The sequence below is a fragment of the Zobellia roscoffensis genome (assembly GCF_015330165.1).
Classification (GTDB): Bacteria; Bacteroidota; Bacteroidia; order Flavobacteriales; family Flavobacteriaceae; genus Zobellia; species Zobellia roscoffensis.
Window position 1 is genome coordinate 430,771 of sequence record NZ_JADDXT010000002.1, and the last position, 16,593, is coordinate 447,363.

At 35.8% G+C, this 16,593-nt stretch carries 17 protein-coding genes; 10 read left to right on the top strand and 7 right to left on the bottom strand.

Features of this window, described 5'->3' with window-relative positions; all coding sequences use genetic code 11:
• Nucleotides 1-287: 287 nt before the first annotated feature.
• The 3 genes from IWC72_RS01800 (at nucleotide 288) to IWC72_RS01810 (ending at nucleotide 3,337) form a co-directional block, all read left to right on the top strand.
• Nucleotides 288-1,016 carry a FadR/GntR family transcriptional regulator gene (locus IWC72_RS01800; protein WP_194524551.1) on the top strand — a complete coding sequence of 243 codons (729 nt, stop codon included), beginning with the start codon at nucleotides 288-290 and terminating at the stop codon, nucleotides 1,014-1,016.
• A 229-nt stretch (nucleotides 1,017-1,245) separates the two neighbouring features.
• Entirely contained in the window at nucleotides 1,246-2,547 is a 1,302-nt protein-coding gene (locus IWC72_RS01805; RefSeq protein ID WP_194524552.1) for an MFS transporter, read from the top strand.
• A 34-nt stretch (nucleotides 2,548-2,581) separates the two neighbouring features.
• Nucleotides 2,582-3,337 carry an SDR family NAD(P)-dependent oxidoreductase gene (locus tag IWC72_RS01810; protein ID WP_194528639.1) on the top strand — a complete coding sequence of 252 codons (756 nt, stop codon included), beginning with the start codon at nucleotides 2,582-2,584 and terminating at the stop codon, nucleotides 3,335-3,337.
• A 36-nt stretch (nucleotides 3,338-3,373) separates the two neighbouring features.
• On the opposite strand, the gene IWC72_RS01815 is transcribed toward IWC72_RS01810, so the two are convergent.
• Entirely contained in the window at nucleotides 3,374-4,408 is a 1,035-nt protein-coding gene (locus IWC72_RS01815) for a LacI family DNA-binding transcriptional regulator (protein ID WP_194528640.1), read from the bottom strand.
• 145 nt (nucleotides 4,409-4,553) lie between these two features.
• Here IWC72_RS01815 and IWC72_RS01820 point away from each other — a divergent pair, with 145 nt between their 5' ends.
• The 4 genes from IWC72_RS01820 (at nucleotide 4,554) to IWC72_RS01835 (ending at nucleotide 7,731) form a co-directional block, all read left to right on the top strand.
• Nucleotides 4,554-5,594 carry a sugar kinase gene (locus tag IWC72_RS01820; protein ID WP_194524555.1) on the top strand — a complete coding sequence of 347 codons (1,041 nt, stop codon included), beginning with the start codon at nucleotides 4,554-4,556 and terminating at the stop codon, nucleotides 5,592-5,594.
• An 18-nt stretch (nucleotides 5,595-5,612) separates the two neighbouring features.
• Nucleotides 5,613-6,839, top strand: coding sequence for a 6-phosphofructokinase (locus IWC72_RS01825; protein ID WP_194528641.1), 1,227 nt, complete (start codon nucleotides 5,613-5,615; stop codon nucleotides 6,837-6,839).
• Nucleotides 6,840-7,171: 332 nt separating this feature from the next.
• Nucleotides 7,172-7,333, top strand: coding sequence for a DUF1328 family protein (locus IWC72_RS01830; RefSeq protein ID WP_194524557.1), 162 nt, complete (start codon nucleotides 7,172-7,174; stop codon nucleotides 7,331-7,333).
• Nucleotides 7,334-7,413: 80 nt separating this feature from the next.
• Nucleotides 7,414-7,731 carry a hypothetical protein gene (locus IWC72_RS01835; RefSeq protein ID WP_194528642.1) on the top strand — a complete coding sequence of 106 codons (318 nt, stop codon included), beginning with the start codon at nucleotides 7,414-7,416 and terminating at the stop codon, nucleotides 7,729-7,731.
• Between the two features lie 161 nt (nucleotides 7,732-7,892).
• On the opposite strand, the gene IWC72_RS01840 is transcribed toward IWC72_RS01835, so the two are convergent.
• The 3 genes from IWC72_RS01840 to IWC72_RS01850 all read right to left on the bottom strand — a co-directional run bounded on the left by IWC72_RS01840 (nucleotide 7,893) and on the right by IWC72_RS01850 (nucleotide 10,248).
• On the bottom strand, nucleotides 7,893-8,078 hold the full coding sequence (locus tag IWC72_RS01840; protein WP_194524559.1) for a CsbD family protein: 186 nt from the start codon (nucleotides 8,076-8,078) through the stop codon (nucleotides 7,893-7,895).
• Between the two features lie 101 nt (nucleotides 8,079-8,179).
• Nucleotides 8,180-8,590, bottom strand: coding sequence for an arsenate reductase family protein (locus IWC72_RS01845; RefSeq protein ID WP_194528643.1), 411 nt, complete (start codon nucleotides 8,588-8,590; stop codon nucleotides 8,180-8,182).
• A gap of 74 nt (nucleotides 8,591-8,664) precedes the next feature.
• The gene (locus IWC72_RS01850) at nucleotides 8,665-10,248 is read right to left on the bottom strand and encodes a hypothetical protein (RefSeq protein WP_194528644.1); all 1,584 of its coding nucleotides are present in this window, start codon (nucleotides 10,246-10,248) and stop codon (nucleotides 8,665-8,667) included.
• Nucleotides 10,249-10,437: 189 nt separating this feature from the next.
• Here IWC72_RS01850 and IWC72_RS01855 point away from each other — a divergent pair, with 189 nt between their 5' ends.
• Nucleotides 10,438-11,058: a M48 family metalloprotease gene (locus tag IWC72_RS01855; protein ID WP_226979463.1), complete on the top strand. Its 621-nt coding sequence runs from the start codon at nucleotides 10,438-10,440 to the stop codon at nucleotides 11,056-11,058.
• A gap of 23 nt (nucleotides 11,059-11,081) precedes the next feature.
• Here IWC72_RS01855 and IWC72_RS01860 read toward each other — a convergent pair whose 3' ends face one another.
• On the bottom strand, nucleotides 11,082-12,602 hold the full coding sequence (locus IWC72_RS01860; RefSeq protein ID WP_194528645.1) for a GH3 family domain-containing protein: 1,521 nt from the start codon (nucleotides 12,600-12,602) through the stop codon (nucleotides 11,082-11,084).
• 192 nt (nucleotides 12,603-12,794) lie between these two features.
• Between IWC72_RS01860 and IWC72_RS01865 the strand changes: the two genes are divergently transcribed.
• Complete coding sequence (locus IWC72_RS01865; RefSeq protein WP_194528646.1) at nucleotides 12,795-14,180, top strand: exonuclease domain-containing protein; 1,386 nt, start codon at nucleotides 12,795-12,797, stop codon at nucleotides 14,178-14,180.
• Between the two features lie 327 nt (nucleotides 14,181-14,507).
• Here IWC72_RS01865 and IWC72_RS20355 read toward each other — a convergent pair whose 3' ends face one another.
• Entirely contained in the window at nucleotides 14,508-14,636 is a 129-nt protein-coding gene (locus IWC72_RS20355) for a hypothetical protein (RefSeq protein WP_262893474.1), read from the bottom strand.
• Between the two features lie 178 nt (nucleotides 14,637-14,814).
• On the bottom strand, nucleotides 14,815-15,414 hold the full coding sequence (locus IWC72_RS01870) for a hypothetical protein (RefSeq protein ID WP_194528647.1): 600 nt from the start codon (nucleotides 15,412-15,414) through the stop codon (nucleotides 14,815-14,817).
• Nucleotides 15,415-15,728: 314 nt separating this feature from the next.
• Between IWC72_RS01870 and IWC72_RS01875 the strand changes: the two genes are divergently transcribed.
• Complete coding sequence (locus tag IWC72_RS01875; protein WP_194528648.1) at nucleotides 15,729-16,535, top strand: hypothetical protein; 807 nt, start codon at nucleotides 15,729-15,731, stop codon at nucleotides 16,533-16,535.
• The last annotated feature ends 58 nt before the right edge of the window (nucleotides 16,536-16,593 follow it).

Genomic DNA, 16,593 nt, shown 5'->3' on the forward strand with positions numbered 1-16,593 from the left:
TTTACCAGAAGATGAGCTAAAAAGAAAACCCAGATTAATATAGAATCCAGGTTACTAATAAATAGTCTCTTTAATTAAAGAATTAATGATATTAAGAATGTTGTTTTGAGTTAGATTGAGAGTAGTTTTACCGACTCGCTCACCACGAGTCGGTAAAATTTTAAAAATCGCTAGACCCCTGTTAAAATGGAGTTTTTTTAAAGTTGAAAAATACTTTTTTAGTACATTTTTTTTGTTTAATTTTAACAAACCAATCTGGTTAACCAATTTTCAACATACTATCCCCTATGAAGTTAGAAATACTGACAAAACACGATAATAGAGAAATTCAAAATGAAATCATTTCAAAGATCCGTGATCTTATTGATTATAAAAATCTTGAACCAGGAGACAAATTACCTGCAGAGCGGGTACTATCCGAGAAATTTGAGGTTAGTAGAAGTAGTGTACGTGAAGCCATCCAAAAACTTGAGTTTTACGGGATATTAAATTCCAAACCTCAAAGTGGAACTTTCATTGCCAACATTGGCCAAATTGCCATGAAAGGTATGATAGACGATATTCTAAGTTTAGAAGATCAAGATTTTAAATCACTGGTAGAAACGCGAATTTTATTAGAATTAAAAACGGTAAAGTTAGCGGCACTTAGAAGGACCGATAAAGATTTGGAACGTATAAAATCTGCTTTTGATGCCTATAGAATTAAGATGATTTCTGGTGAAGATTGTCTAGAAGAAGATTTGCTTTTTCATTTAGCAATTGCAGCTGCGAGTAAAAACAGTACCATGAACACACTCATGTTACTCATAACACCGGAGATTATAGTTGCCTATGATGAAGATCCCGTTTGTGATGGAGATGTAGCCTTATCTGAAGTAAAAAAGCATGAAGATATTTATTTGGCCATTTTAAACCAAGATCCACAATTAGCCAAAGAAAAAATGAAATTACACTTTAGCAAATTGTACGATTACATCTACGGCGAAGACCGAAATATTAAAGTAAAGAAAGGATAAAAGTGCACGATTTGTCCTACTAATACATACTGAAGGGAAAAAAACTAATACTAAAAAAACTTATCCAATGAAAGCCCACGGCTAGAGCCAGGCATAGCATACCCTATTTTACAAAAAAGTATTTAAATAATTTAAATACAGGCATTTAGAACGGCCTATCTCCTATTTATAAAAAATAGGGCCAGTCATTTCCATGCCCAAATACAACGAACCATTTAAACGAACAAATATGAAACTCAAAGGTTTAAGATGGTGGGTTATAGCTTTAATTGCTTTGGCCACCGTTATCAATTATATTGATAGACAAGCGCTGCCTGTTCTATGGCCGGACATCGCTGAGGATTTATATCCGGATAAGACAGCTGATGAACGAAAAGCAATTTATGCGTTTATTTCTACGCTATTCATATTTTCCTATGCATTTGGTCAAGCAATTTTTGGTAAAATATTCGATAAGCTTGGAACAAGAATAGGGTTTACGCTGTCCATAGGTTTTTGGTCTATTGCAACGGCATTACATGCTTTTGCCAGAGGAATAGTTACTTTAAGTATTTTCCGTTCTCTATTGGGAGTCTCGGAAGCCGGTAACTGGCCAGGAGCCGCCAAAGCAAATGCGGAATGGTTTCCTACTAAGGAAAGAGCTTTTGCCCAAGGTTTGTTTAATTCTGGTGCAGCAATTGGAGGTATTGTTGCCTTTCCCACAATTGGACTATTATCCGTTTATTTCAGCTGGAACTGGATTTTCATATTAGTAGGTGTAACAGGATTGTTATGGCTCATACCATGGTGGATTTTAGTAAAGTCACCTCCAAAAAAACACCCCTGGATAACAGATGAGGAACGTGAGTACATCTTAACGGGACAAAAGAACCAAGACGAAGATCAGGATGGAGAACCAGATGATGGCTACAACCCGGAAACTGGAAAGATGTTAAAGCATAAAGAAAGTTGGGGAGTCATTCTGGCATCTGCTGCCCTTGACCCTATTTGGTGGCTATTCATTTTTTGGATACCTATTTACCTGAACGAAGTATACGGCATGGACGTAAAATCAATTGGGTTCTATGCTTGGGTTCCTTATGTAGGTGCCATGATAGGAGCTTGGTTTGGAGGGCTATTAGCTCAAAACCGTATTAAAGCAGGGTGGACAGTTAACAGAACACGAAAATTTATAATCACACTAGGATGTGTAATTATGTTACCATTCTTACTGTTGATGGCAGATCCAGGAGGACCAGAAACAGCCGTAATATACATGGCGGTTATCTTATTTGGTTTTCAAACTGCTATCGGAAATGTTCAGACCTTACCTAGTGATTTATTTGGAGGGAAAACAGTTGGCACACTTTCCGGTTTTGCAGGAATGGCAGCTAAGTTAGGAGCTTTTGGGTTAACGGCATTGGTACCTTGGCTTACATCTGGAGGCAACTATACGCCAGCATTTGTAATTGGCGCCGCATTAGCCATAATTACCATGGCGAGTGTTTGGATATTATGTCCAAAAATTGAACCGCTTAAAAGTAAAAATTAAAACAAAATAATAATAAACAGTAACTAACAGAAAGATGAAAGGAAAAGTAGCAGTAATAACAGGAGCAACAGGTGGAATTGGATTTGCCGTTGCAAAGAGATTAGGACAGGACGGATATACAGTTGTTTTAAACGGTATAGATGATAATGCCGGTGCTGAAAGAGTTAAAGAACTTTCTGCAGAAGGCATTGATGCTGAATATTTTGGTTTTGACGTAACCAATGAAGAAGCGGTAACTAAAAACATTACAGCAATTGGGGAGAAATACGGAAAAATAGACACCCTTGTGAATAATGCAGGTGGTCTTGGCGGAAGATCTAGATTTGAAGAAATGACTACAGAATTTTACAGATCTGTAATGGCATTAAATCTTGACTCAACATTTTTTGCTTCAAGAGCGGCAATCCCTTTCCTAAAAAAAGGACAGGACGCCTCTATAATAAACTATACCTCTAACGCAGCATGGACCGCTGGTGGACCAGGAGCAGGAATCTACGGAACTTCTAAAGCTGGTGTTCATACCATTACTAAAGCTTTAGCTAAAGATTTAGCAGAATATGGTATTAGAGTAAATGCTGTGTCTCCAGGAACAATAGACACGCCTTTTCACGCACAGATAAAAGCGACTAAACCAGAAGTTTTTGCTTCATGGGCAAACAGTATTATGTTAGGTAGATTAGGGCAACCAGAAGATGTAGCTGGTGTTGTATCTTTCTTGGCTAGCGGAGATGCAAAATTCATTACAGCCGAAACTATCCAAATTGGTGGAGGTCAAGCTTTAGGTATCTAAACAACTATTTGTATTCAAAAAGAGCCTTTCTTTTAATTAAGAAAGGCTCTTTTTATTTGAAGAATCCCTTACAATCAATTCTGCACCTAGAATTTTTTTATTCAAAGTCTGTTTTACTTCGGATGCTTTCATATGCTCTAAAAATGTTTGCGCCGCAAGTTTACCTATTTGTGTGCTATGTTGTTCAACACTAGAAATTGGTGGAGAGACCATTGCAGTAAAAGGCTCATTGCCAAAACCTACCAAAGCTATTTCCTTTGGAACATCTATCTTGTGTTCTTTCAAAACTTGTAATGCACCAAGGGCAGCATAATCACCAGCAATATAAACGGCATCAGGCCTATTTTCCAACGTAAGTAGCTGTTCCATCTTTAAACGACCATCTTCCTGCGTAAGGCTACCTTCCAATAAAAGTTCAGCATCCAACGGCAAACCATGTTTTTTAATGGCATCCTTATACCCTCTTATTCTATTATTGAATATTCTGGTACGTTGATACCCTCCTATATGTGCTATTCTTTCACAGCCTTGTTCAACCAAGTGTTCAACAATCATATGGCTACTGGCATAATCGTCAATACCAATATAATCTACATTTAAATCATTCTCTCCCCGGTCAAATAATATTAAGGGTATTCCTCGTGATTTAATCTTTTCGTAATAATTCAAGTCAACCGTTTCATTGGCCATAGAAGCAATAATACCATCTACTTGCGTAAACAATAAACTATCTATACTATCACATTCCTTTTTGTATGACTCATTAGATTGTGTAATTATAATATTATAGCCGTCTTTATTCAAAACCTCTTCCATGCTCTGAACTACGGAAGAAAAAAAATTGCTATTTGTTCTAGGTACGATCACCCCCACTAAATTGCTTTTCCCCTTGCGTAATGCACTTGCCAGATGATTGGGCTGATAATTTAATTCTTTGGCTACTTTCTTAACGGCATCCTTTGTTTTTGCACTAATTCTAGAATCATCCTGTAAGGCTTTAGAAACCGCCGCGGTAGAAATTTTCAAGATATTTGCTATATCTTTTAGGGTAGTTTTTTTTTTATTCGCCAAATTATTTTATATTTGTTTAATCGATTAAGCAAATATAGATATTTAAAACCTTCAATCAAAACTCACCCGTTTTGATTTATTTTTAAAAACTAGGTTAATCGATTAAGCAAATTAAAAGTTCAATTTAAAATAACACCATTTCAAAATGAAAAAAGTAGTAACCTTTGGAGAGATAATGTTGCGTTTAGCACCAGCAGGATTTTTAAGATTTTCACAAGCTAATAGCTTTGATGTTGTTTACGGTGGAGGTGAGTCCAACGTAGCTGTATCCTTGGCAAATTATGGAGTTCCTGTAGATTTTGTAACCCGATTACCAAAGAATGATATTGGCGAGTGTGCCCTTATGGAAATGCGCAAAAGAGGCGTAGGAACAGACAAGATAGTTTATGGCGGTGACCGTCTAGGTATCTATTTTCTTGAAACAGGTGCTGTTTCTCGTGGATCTAAGGTTGTTTATGACCGTGCTCATTCTGCTATTTCGGAAATAGAATCTGGGATGATTGACTGGGATGCTGTTTTTGAAGGTGTTGAATGGTTTCACTGGACAGGTATTACACCAGCTATCTCACAAGGTGCTGCAGACGTTTGTTTAGAAGCTGTTAAAGCTGCAAGTGATAAAGGTATTACCATTTCTACCGATTTAAATTACAGAGCTAAGCTTTGGAATTATGGTGGAGATAGAGAAGCTATCATGACAGAATTGACTTCATACTGTGATATTATTCTTGGTAACGAAGAAGACGCAGAAAAGCATTTTGGTATTCACCCAGAAGGTTTGGATGTTCATAAAGATGGTGCTGATGTTAAAGCGGAAGCTTTCTTATCTGTATGTAAGCAGATGATGAAGAAATTCCCTAAAGCTAAAAAAGTAATTACAACCCTAAGAGGTTCTATTTCTGCATCGCACAACACTTGGGCCGGTGTATTATGGGATGGCTCCAAAATGTACGAAACGCGTCAATATCAAATTACCGATATCGTGGATCGCGTTGGTGGTGGTGATTCTTTTATGGGCGGATTAATCTACGGATTATTAAAATACCCAGAAGATGACCAAAACGCATTAGATTTTGCTGTAGCTGCATCTTGTTTAAAGCACACTATTAAAGGTGATGCCAACTTAGCAACAGTTAGCGAAGTAGAAAAACTAATGGGTGGTGACGCTTCAGGAAGAGTAGCTCGTTAATTTCCAAAACTAAATAAAATGGCTTCGAAAAAATCAATATTGATTATTTGTGGTGGTGGTCCGGCACCAGGCATAAATGCTGTTATTAGTACAGTAGCCAAGATTTTTCTTAAAGACGGGTATCGGGTACTTGGCCTTCATGAAGGTTTTAAAGGTATTTTTTCCGATAAGCCACAAATTAAGGAATTCAACTTCCCCCATGCTGATCGTATTTTTAGTCGCGGTGGATCTACGCTTATTATGAGTAGATTTAAGCCTAGCGATGAAAAAATAAACACGAAGCTTTTTTCTGATAATAATGTAAAACTATTGGTTAGTATTGGCGGTGATGACACCGCCTCTACGGCCAATAGAATTACAGGATATTTGTCTAAAGAGAACATCTCTATTTCAAATATTCATGTTCCAAAAACTATAGATAACGATTTACCCCTCCCCGACCGAAATCCCACTTTTGGATTTCATTCTGCAAAGGATGAGGGTGTTCGTATTGGCAACACTACCTATGAAGACGCACGTACCAGTCAAAACTGGTTTGTAATGTCTACTATGGGCCGTTCTGCCGGTCATTTGGCATTTGGTATTGCCACCAGTTGTCATTTTCCTATGATGGTCATTCCTGAAATGTTCAACAATACAGCTATTACTTTTGATAAAGTTGTACGGTTAATTATTTCATCCATCGTAAAAAGAAAAATAAAAAATATTAATTATGGTGTGGCACTAGTTAGTGAAGGTGTTTTTCATATTATGCCAGATAGCGAGCTAAACCAATGTGGTATTAATTTTACCTATGATGCACATGGCCACCCAGAATTAGGTAATGTGAGTAAATCTCACATTTTCAATATGCTTGTTCAAGCTAAATTAAAAGAATTGGGCCTTCATATTAAAAGTAGACCTGTAGAATTGGGTTATGAACTTAGATGCTGCAGGCCTATAGGTTTTGACTTAACGCTCTGCACACTATTGGGTCTTGGCGTTAAAAAATTATATGACCAAGGTATTAGCGGCTGTATTGTTACGGCCAATTCTCGTGGCGAAGTAACCCCATTATTTTTGGAAGATTTACAGGGCGAAGATGGCAAAATAGCTCCTCGTCTAGTTAACATAAATTCAGAATTCGCTCAGCTTTGTTTTCAGAATATGCATTACATTGAAGAAGCAGATTATGAAGCGGCCAAAGCCTATTTTCCTGATCCGGAACAATATGATTTCAACAAAATTTTAGCCGGAAAGGTATAGCCTCAAGTTAACAATAATGTCCTTTAGATAGTATTGGACAAAACAAATTTACCCTAACACTCCTTTTCTTCGGAACTATAGTGTTAGGGTTTTCTAATTTTAAGGTATGCAGTTGGCATCTAGGCTTCTTTTAAATAATTGGTCCACTTTCCAAACTACATTTCTTCTCTTTAGCTCTATTCCCATGTAACCACAACGGATCTTCTTTCACGGCATTTTTAAACTCAATGCAGTCAATGTAATCTCCTTGATTTCAGGATATTTGGATAATAAGATAGGAGTTATGCATCTTGTGAATTACACTAAAATATTAATCCTAAAAACCAAAAACTATGTTACGTTGGACAGTTATATTTATCATATTAGCAATTATTGCAGGAGTCTTCGGATTTGGAGGTATTGCAGCTGGAGCAGCTAGTATCGCAAAAATCTTATTCTTTATTTTCATCGTTCTTTTTATAATCAGTTTGATTATGGGACGTAAGAAAATCTAAAGTCATCATATAAATTTATAGTCAATAAAGGATGGCATTTTGTCCGTCCTTTTTTTGTTTCATACTAAATACATACGATTATGGAAAACGCATACACCAGGCACGAAAAAGATGCCATAGATAAATTTGAAAAAGAAGGATACACCGATCGATTTAGATATGAGAGCGGTGTTTTAATTAATCTGGAAACAAGTAAAAAGTATAAACCTAAAGACCTTACCATACTAAAAGAAATCAGGTATGAAGGAATGAGTAATCCAGACGATCTTTCAATTTTATACATTTTAGAAACCAACGACGGGGCAAAAGGAACCTTTCTTATGGCCTACGGGCCCTCTGCTGATACTGAAACAGCCACCTTCTTTAAAGATGTACCAGATAAAAATTATCATCGGTAAGTAACCTACCTCGGAGCAAGTCCATGAGGCATTCAAAAGGAAATAATTTTAACGTTTCAAGACAAGCCACGAAGCATTAAAATCTTGATTATTGAGTAAAAAATAAAAGGCCCGAGTATTCATACTCTGGCCTTTCTGTTTAGATTGGTATTAAACTAATATTACCAATTTGCAATTTCCTCTTTCAATTCTTCTTTTCCTTTACCAACTTTTTCTTGTACCCTACCCAACATTTCGTCAAATTTACCCTCTGAATACGTAACATCGTCGTCGGTTAAATTTCCATATTTCTGTTTAAGTTTACCTTTTACTTGGTTCCACTTACCTTCTAATTGTTCTTGATTCATTTTCTATATTTTTAGGTTTAACTTCCTTTAAATTTTACTTAAATTTAGTTCTTAATATCGTTCAGTTTTAATGCAAAACATTCTGTTATTGACCGCAAAAATTATTTATATGGTTTCTCAATTTTCGCACTATCATCATCCATAAACTTCACAAAATCAGACGGATTTTGAATAGGAATGAATTGGTCTCCTTTAATGACTACTGGGTACGCTAGTGTTGACGGTGACTTTTCTAAGACCCGTAACCAATCATGCTCGTCCAAGTCTATTTTCTTATCACCATAAATTTCCTTGAAATCTGGGTGGTCTTGATTTACAAGATTTCCTACGGGTTGGTTCATACTATGTGCTATTTCTGCCCATTGCGTACCCGTTACCTTTGTTTTTGATATGTCTATTGTTAATATATCCTCATCTGCAGATTCAACGTATGCATACGTTTGCTTACCAATTGTATTTTCAGAATTGTAGTATAAGGTTATTTTTTTCTTGTCTTTTGATATAACTCCCATTTTAATATGTTTTAGTTCATATAATACTACCCTTAAACTACTGGTTCCCTGTAATTTCGATTACCTCTAAAAAATTATTTTTTTCTCTTTTCATTTTTACCATTACCTATAATAGTAGATGTTAAGCCATCACTTACGTTTATCCAGAGGTAATTAAAGAATGATTTTGTTGGGTTTCTTTCTGCTTTAATACCTCCATAGCGGTATCCGTTTTCATCTGTTTTAGAACCGTCATTTACAAATATGCTTCCTATTACGGTTAGTAGTTTGTTTATGCGTAACCGGTCTTTTTTTAAGATCGAAAATTTAAAATCTTCATACTTCATTTTCATATCCCCAGATGAGGAGAAAGCATCACCACTTATTGTAAAATAAAGCTCTTGAATTTCGCCCTTTGCCCGCACTCGTAAATTGGACTCTAAAAAAGGATTAATATGTTTGGAGTCAAAACCCTTTACCGTTCCTGATGCCACAAAAGCATCTGATTTATCTTTGGCATCAAAAGACCAGTTTAAAGTTATTGGAGCATCATTCATGAGGAGCGCTTTTGCTTCTACACGTGTTTTTTCTTTCTTTTCAGGTACATTTTGAATATGGAAAATTTTGGCGTTCACCTCTCCAAAAATGATTTCCCCAGGTGTAGTTTCTCTATTTACCCGCTCGCTATAGGCAATAAAACCTTTGTTTATTTTTATTTCAGGAATGTCTAATTGTATGGGAAGTTTGCGGATGGCCTCGCTATATAGTTTCTTTCTGTCCGTATCATCTGGGAGCAATTTATCCCTGTATATTTCTAAATTGGGTTCGTTTAATTCTCCACTTCCTGTGCCTACCCAAAATTGGTCCTTATCATATCCAAAAGCTATACTCTTAAAACTCAGTTCCGGTATTTTCAAATCTATATAATCATGCTCTTTAGGTAAATGCCATGAGAGTTTTGTTTTGTTATATTTTGATTTCAACTGTAAATCCGTAATTGAGAGATTTCCTTCTTCTACCCTAATCTTGGCTACATTTATCTCTTCATAAGGTCCTAAATTTGCATAAAAAGAAGTACTACCAAACTCAAAAGATCCATATTTCACTGGAATTTTTGAATTGATAATTTCAGCATTGGTCGTAACATCATCAATCTCAACATTTACAGAATCCAACTGCATTACCAGGCTATCTTTTTTATTTTTAAGCAATGTTACTTTTCCATCTATCACATTAATCCTATCAATATGAATCATTTTTAAAAGTGCTATATGGTTGTTTTTTGTGTTAGAACTATCACTATTGTTTTCCTTTGAATAATGAATCAGAACCGGCCGTTCTACATTTAGATTTTTTACACTTATTTTATTATTAAAAAGAAAATGCCAATACCCCAACCCAATAATCTCTATAGCCCCAATTTTTGCCACAGCACTTTGATGAATACTATCTTGAACACCAATTTTCAAATCAATAGCCTCTAATATAGCTGTACCATTAAGTACGTTTACATCAACATCTTTATAGTCTAGTTGAATATGGGGCGGTAATTTTGTATCCAAATAATTAGCAATAGACTTTTTTGCCATTAACTGAGCCCCTAGAACTATGAGTGCCATAAGGACCAAGAAAACGGAAAGAATCCGGAATATGATTTTTGCTGTTCGGGGTACTTGCATTTTTATATTTGCTTAAAATAATGTTCAGATATACTTAGGAACTTAAAATTGCCTCTTTAAACCTTAAAATGAGTGTGTTTTTAGATATATAATTAACCGGTTAGCATTATCAATTTTTAAGTTACCAACCGTTTTATATATTACCAGAGCTATTACAAATACATACGTGTAACCCCTAAAACAAAAGGAATGCCCGTTAGTTCAACTTATTTTAAACTCATTCTATTTTTTATGGCCTTTGTTCAATTAAATGCCCAACATATTGCTCCTGAATCTATTCGTAATGAAGTGGAAGCGGCATTAGCGTTCTATCCGGAACTAAAAGACACACCAATTACTTTCAAAATTATAAAGAACATCAGCCAGTCTACCATGCGGGCACAACCTAAATTCAATAGTCTTTTAAAAAGTAAAAAGAAACGCTCGTATGTTATTTTGATAAGTGAGAAAATAAAAATTTCGGGAAAGGAATTTTTAACCAAAGATGTGCCCAAAGATATTATGGTAGGTTGGTTAGGTCATGAACTAGGTCATGTCATGGACTACCGCGATCGTAGCAACTTAAATCTAATTTGGTTTGGAATCAAATACACATTTTCTGGCTCATATATTAAAGAAGCGGAACGGGCTGCCGATACCTATGCCGTAGCACATGGCATGCACGATTATATCTTACAGACCAAGCGTTTTATACTAGACCATGCAGAAATAGATGAAAAGTATAAAGAACGTATACGTAGATATTACCTATCTCCTGAGGAAATTATGAGCATCGTAGAAGAACTTGAAACCGCCGAAAAAAGCGAGTAAGCGGCTAGATCAATTAGCCTTACCTACAACTCTTTTACAAAAGCTTCCCACTCTTCAAACTTTTCCTCACCCATTACACGCTCCATTTTTACCTGTCCGCCTTTCTTTTTGTTCCTTCCGTTCCAATCATGAAAAACCGATGGTTGTACTGAAACAACTTTTACCCCTTTAAGGGCTTTTGAACGTGCTACTTTATAATTCTTATTCGCCTTTTTTAGTGATTCGTCCAAAGCGTTGGCCAGCGCTTCATCATCTGTTTTGTCTTCCGTACCCAAGTACCAGCAATGGTAGAATTCACCATCAATGCGATGTGCACACAGTGTATATTCAGGAATGCGTATTCCGAATTTTTCTTCTAATTCTTGTACGCCATCATCCAATTTATTTACCGAAAGTTGAGAACCTACCGTGTTTAAAAAGAACTTGGTTCTACCGGTTATTTTAATTTCCGCACGCTTTACATCCGTAAATTCTATGGTATCACCAATAAGGTAACGCCAAGCACCTGAAACGGTACTTATAATGAGCACATAATCTTGACCTTCTTTTACTTCGGACAATTTTAAGGCCGGCGCATCATCACTTAATGAACCGTCTGGTTGTATGTATTGTGGTTCAAAAGGCACGAATTCAAAATAAATACCGGCATCCGTAGAAAGCTGCATAGCATCTGTTTCGGGTCTAGCTTGAAATGCCATAAACCCCTCAGAAGCCAAGTAGGTATCTATAACTGTAATAGGCTTCCCTAAAAGAGCATTAAAACTCTTCTCATAGGGTCCAAAAGCGACACCCCCCGAAGTATATACTTGTAGGTTGGGCCAAATCTCGTGTATATTATTTAATCCGTGGTAATCAATTACTTTCTGCAACATCAATTCCATCCAAGAAGGGATTCCGCTTAACGCACCAATATCCCAATTGGGAGCTTCCTCTGCTATTTTTTGCACACGTTCGTCCCAATCATCAATTTCTGAAATTTCCTCTCCAGGCTTATAATAGCCACGGAACCACGTAGGAATGTTACTGGCGCTAATACCGCTTATCTCCCCTTCTTCGTGACCTTCCACTTTGTTTAAATCCGTAGAACTACCTAACATTAAAATACCAAGCTCAAAGAAATCCGGAGGCAAATCAAAATTACTTAAAGCAAAAACCTGCTCTACGCCCGTTTTTCTAATGGCTGCGACCATATCATCTGTTACAGGAATTCTTTTGCTCGTCTTTCCCGTAGTACCAGAGCTTAACGCAAAATAATCCGGTGTGCCCGGCCATGTAACATCTTCTTCGCCCTCATGTAGTTTTTGCCACCACTCTTTATCAATACGATTATAATCAAAATAAGGAACGAACTTTGTAAAAGCATCGGCAAGACTATCAGATTCTAGAATAGTCTCAAATTTATAATGCTTTCCAAAAGCGGTATCCTTTGCCTTTTCCAGCAATTCTTGCAGTACTGATTCTTGTTCTTCTATCGGATTTTTTTCACCTGATAGTTTATCCCTAACCTCAATAAATCCTTTAATAATATGTCCTATAATCGGCATGTGCGTAGTTTTGGTAAAAATAACTGTAAAACGGGTTGCACTTGTTCTTTATAAAACGATAGGTTAACCCAAAAAGGATTAATTTTTTAAGTCGATATTCCTTTGAAATACGCTCTATTTCTCCCATAACGTTAAACTTTTTAATGCCTACGGAAGTTTACGTAATTTTACACTCCAATTCCACCTCCATATTTGTACAGTATAGTAGACATAGAAACCACCGGAAACGGCATTAAGGGTAACAAGATTACCGAAATTTCTATATTCATATATGACGGTTATGAGATTGTAGACGAGTTTACTTCTTTGGTAAACCCGCAAGCCGAAATTCCTTATTTCATTACACGATTAACGGGTATTGATAATGATATGGTTCGTGATGCCCCTACCCTAGATGAAATTGTAGATGATATTCTAAAGATTACGGAAGGCACCATTTTTGTTGCCCACAGCGTCAATTTTGACTATAACGTAATCAAAAACGAACTGAAGCTTTTAGGGCGTGATTTTATTCGCAAAAAACTATGTACCGTTCGGTTATCACGTAAACTGTTACCCGGTTACCATTCCTATAGTTTGGGCAAGTTATGCTCATCTTTAGACATACCCTTAAGGGATAGGCACCGCGCCCGTGGCGATGCACATGCCACTACTCTTTTGTTCAAAAAACTGCTGCGTGCAGAGGGCGCTGACGAAGTTTTTAAATCTTTCTTAAACGCCCGTTCGCAAGAATCAACTTTACCAGCTGCGTTACCAAAAGAAGCTTTTGAAAAGTTACCCACAGCCCCTGGCATTTACTATTTTAAGGATAGTAAAGGAAAAGTTATTTATGTAGGCAAGGCCATTAATATTAAGAAACGAGTACTAAGTCATTTTTACGACAAAAAGACCAAAGAAATTCAGCTTTGTACGGCAACCGCAGATTTAGATTTTGAACTCTCCGGAAGCGAACTGGTAGCACTTTTAATGGAATCGCAAGCCATAAAACACCATTACCCGGAATTTAACCGTGCGCAGAAAAGAAAAATACAGCCATATGGTATATTCAGTTATGAAGACAGAAATGGCATTAAGCATCTGGCTTTTAACAAATTGAAAATGGCACCCAATGCCGTTCTCACATTATATAACCCAACCGATTGCCGACTTTTTATTGAAGAAATTTGCAAGCATTTTAGGCTATGCCCAAAATATTGCCATTTGCAGGAAAATGTAAAAACCTGTTCCCATTACCGAATAGAAACGTGCGATGGTATCTGTAGGGAGGAGGAAGACCCGGATTCGTACAATGAAAAGGTTCAATTGGCACTTGATCATATCCGAGCGCAAAAAGAAGATTTTGTAATCAAGGAAAAAGGACGAAATACAGAGGAAGAAGCCTTTATTTTGGTTAAAAATAGCTCTTACATGGGTTATGGTTTTGTAAATGATGAAGAGACCATAAGCTCAAACCATGAACTGGAAACTTTTCTCATTCCCCAAAACAATACTTTGGAGACCGAAAGTATCATCAAGTCCTATATCAGCAAAAATCCCGGGAAGGTGTTGCTCTTGGAGAGCGAGGCCAAAGAACAGTAATTCTTTATTTATTTAGCTTTCTGTACATTAAAATAACGAACAGCAACCATACGCTAAATATGACGATTACAATAGTGGTATATATCCATATAGCATCCATAAGTTTGGTTTCTGGTTAAACAAGATTTGGTGGTTTTTATGGATTACTAATTTATAAAACTTAAGGATTTGTAATCCATTTCTTACTAAGATAACCAATAAGCTAGAAAAACAACCGCAAAGCATTATGATTCTCTTAACATTTGCAAAAATTGCAAGAAAAATGCCCAAACCATGTCTTATTCGCAAAAAATATTAACTTAAATGCACAAAATCAGGCAGATAGGATTATTCTTTTTTACCGCTATTCATAAAAAGTACAATGGTCACCACTAAAGCAACGCATACCGCTGCAAATACACCGATCATAATAATGCCGTTGCCATAGTTAACAAGAGGAAGGTTCTGTGAGATCATAAGATTCTAATTTATTTGAATCAAAAATAAAGCACCTCATTACTGCAAACTATGATAATTATCAGGATAGTAGATTTGAAGAAGAAATCAAAATAGTATAGCAGTACATTACATTACGTTTGATGTTGTTATAAATCATCCGTTTAGTAGTTAAACTTACTGCCGTATTCTAGGGTCTCTAATCAAGCCTATTTTTTTGATATTTATGTATAAGTTTCCTTGCGCCGTTCAGCATAATCATATGTGAACTTGGGTTTATTGAAGGTATGCTTTTATCATCCGGGAAAATGGGCTCTTGGTTGGGGAGTGTTTTTCCGTACACTTGAGAAGAAGAAATAAGTTCTCCCGAATTCAAATCATAAATTGATATGGAAACCGAAGCTCTGTTACTGGAGGTCTCCCCTTCAAAGCCAATTGAGCCAGCCCCATCACTAATTACATTCCCCCCTACGTTAATAATGTAATCACAATCCGTAGCATTCTTTAATTCCTCTAGATCTACGTCCGATAAGTTGAACTTAATTTCAGGAGCTATTAATTTTGACGCTCTTAACGTATGTATCTCAATTAATGAATCGCCCAGTATTTTTTTGAAATCCTCAACGGAGTTGTAATACAATTTGTTATCAAACTTTTTTGAGTTGGATACGGTTCTATTCATAATCCATTTTCCTGTACTGAAATCCAACTCCTTTCCGGTATCAAAAAAATAATCGTATTTGGCACTACCACAAGAATAAAAGACACAAACAATAACTAAGAGAACTAGTTTCTTCATGTAAGATTTTACGTTAAAAAATTGAGTAAATGTAATTATTTATTCCATTCAAAATCATAAATAAAAACCGCAAAAATACAGGTTGCTATAGCTCTAAAACATTGAAGTAGTCCCAACGCAGTAAAGAAAACGGAACTTAAAACATAGTTTAACTACACAAATAGCTTAGTTGGCTTTTGTTCGTTCCTAGATAAATTTGTTGCCGTAGCGAAACTGTCAGAAAATTCTAGTATTTTTCGTTTAGAAAAAAAAACTAGACTTATAAATCATCTTCATAAACAATTTGTTAACAACCACTTAACCTCCAGAATAAAATGCATTTTACACAAATAAAACTAAAACCAACAACCAAAATTGAGACAAATTTTGACACTAAAGATATCGGAAAAGGCTTCGAAGCCCATAAAGATGTAGATGTTCTATTCAAGAAATATAGAAAATCAAAAGAACATTCAGATTTTTATAACTATGACTTATTAATGACTTATGATAATTCATTAATCTATGGATTTGATTATGCTTTCGAAAACGACAAGCTATTCATACCAGAAATTAACCCAACTACAATTTTTTATTCAAACGCCGTAATGTCTCATCGAAATTTGGTTTTTTTCAGGAAGGAATTAAAAGAGAAATCACCATCTTTAAAACATCAACAAAAACCTCTAAATCCAAATCTATTTGGTCATTTTTTCCAGCTAGCATCGAATTGTATAATTAATTTACAGGCAACAGTAGAGAGTTTTGCCAATCGTCAAATTCGTGAAGACCACAAATTTATTGATAAAAGTGGCAAGAAATTTGAACCTTCTTTATTTCATAAAATAGATAAGGCTTTACCTGAAATAAAAGGAATCAGATTCAAAAGTAAATTTAAGCAGGATAACTATAGGATTAGAAAACTTATCGAATTACGAAATGAAATTATTCACTTGGAACCTATCAGGCAGGTAACTAATACCAAATATAAAATTACTTATCGACGACTAATATCATTCGACTATACACAAACTATTCTTTCGGTCGAAAAATTTGTAAACTTTTATGAGCCAAATTTGATAGAGAAATGCGAGTGTAAAAATGAGTTATATTATGATATATCTGAAATATTAGCCAAATAAAAACACTACTGGCAACATACCTGCGACAAACAGGATATAAAATTCTAAATTTAATAGC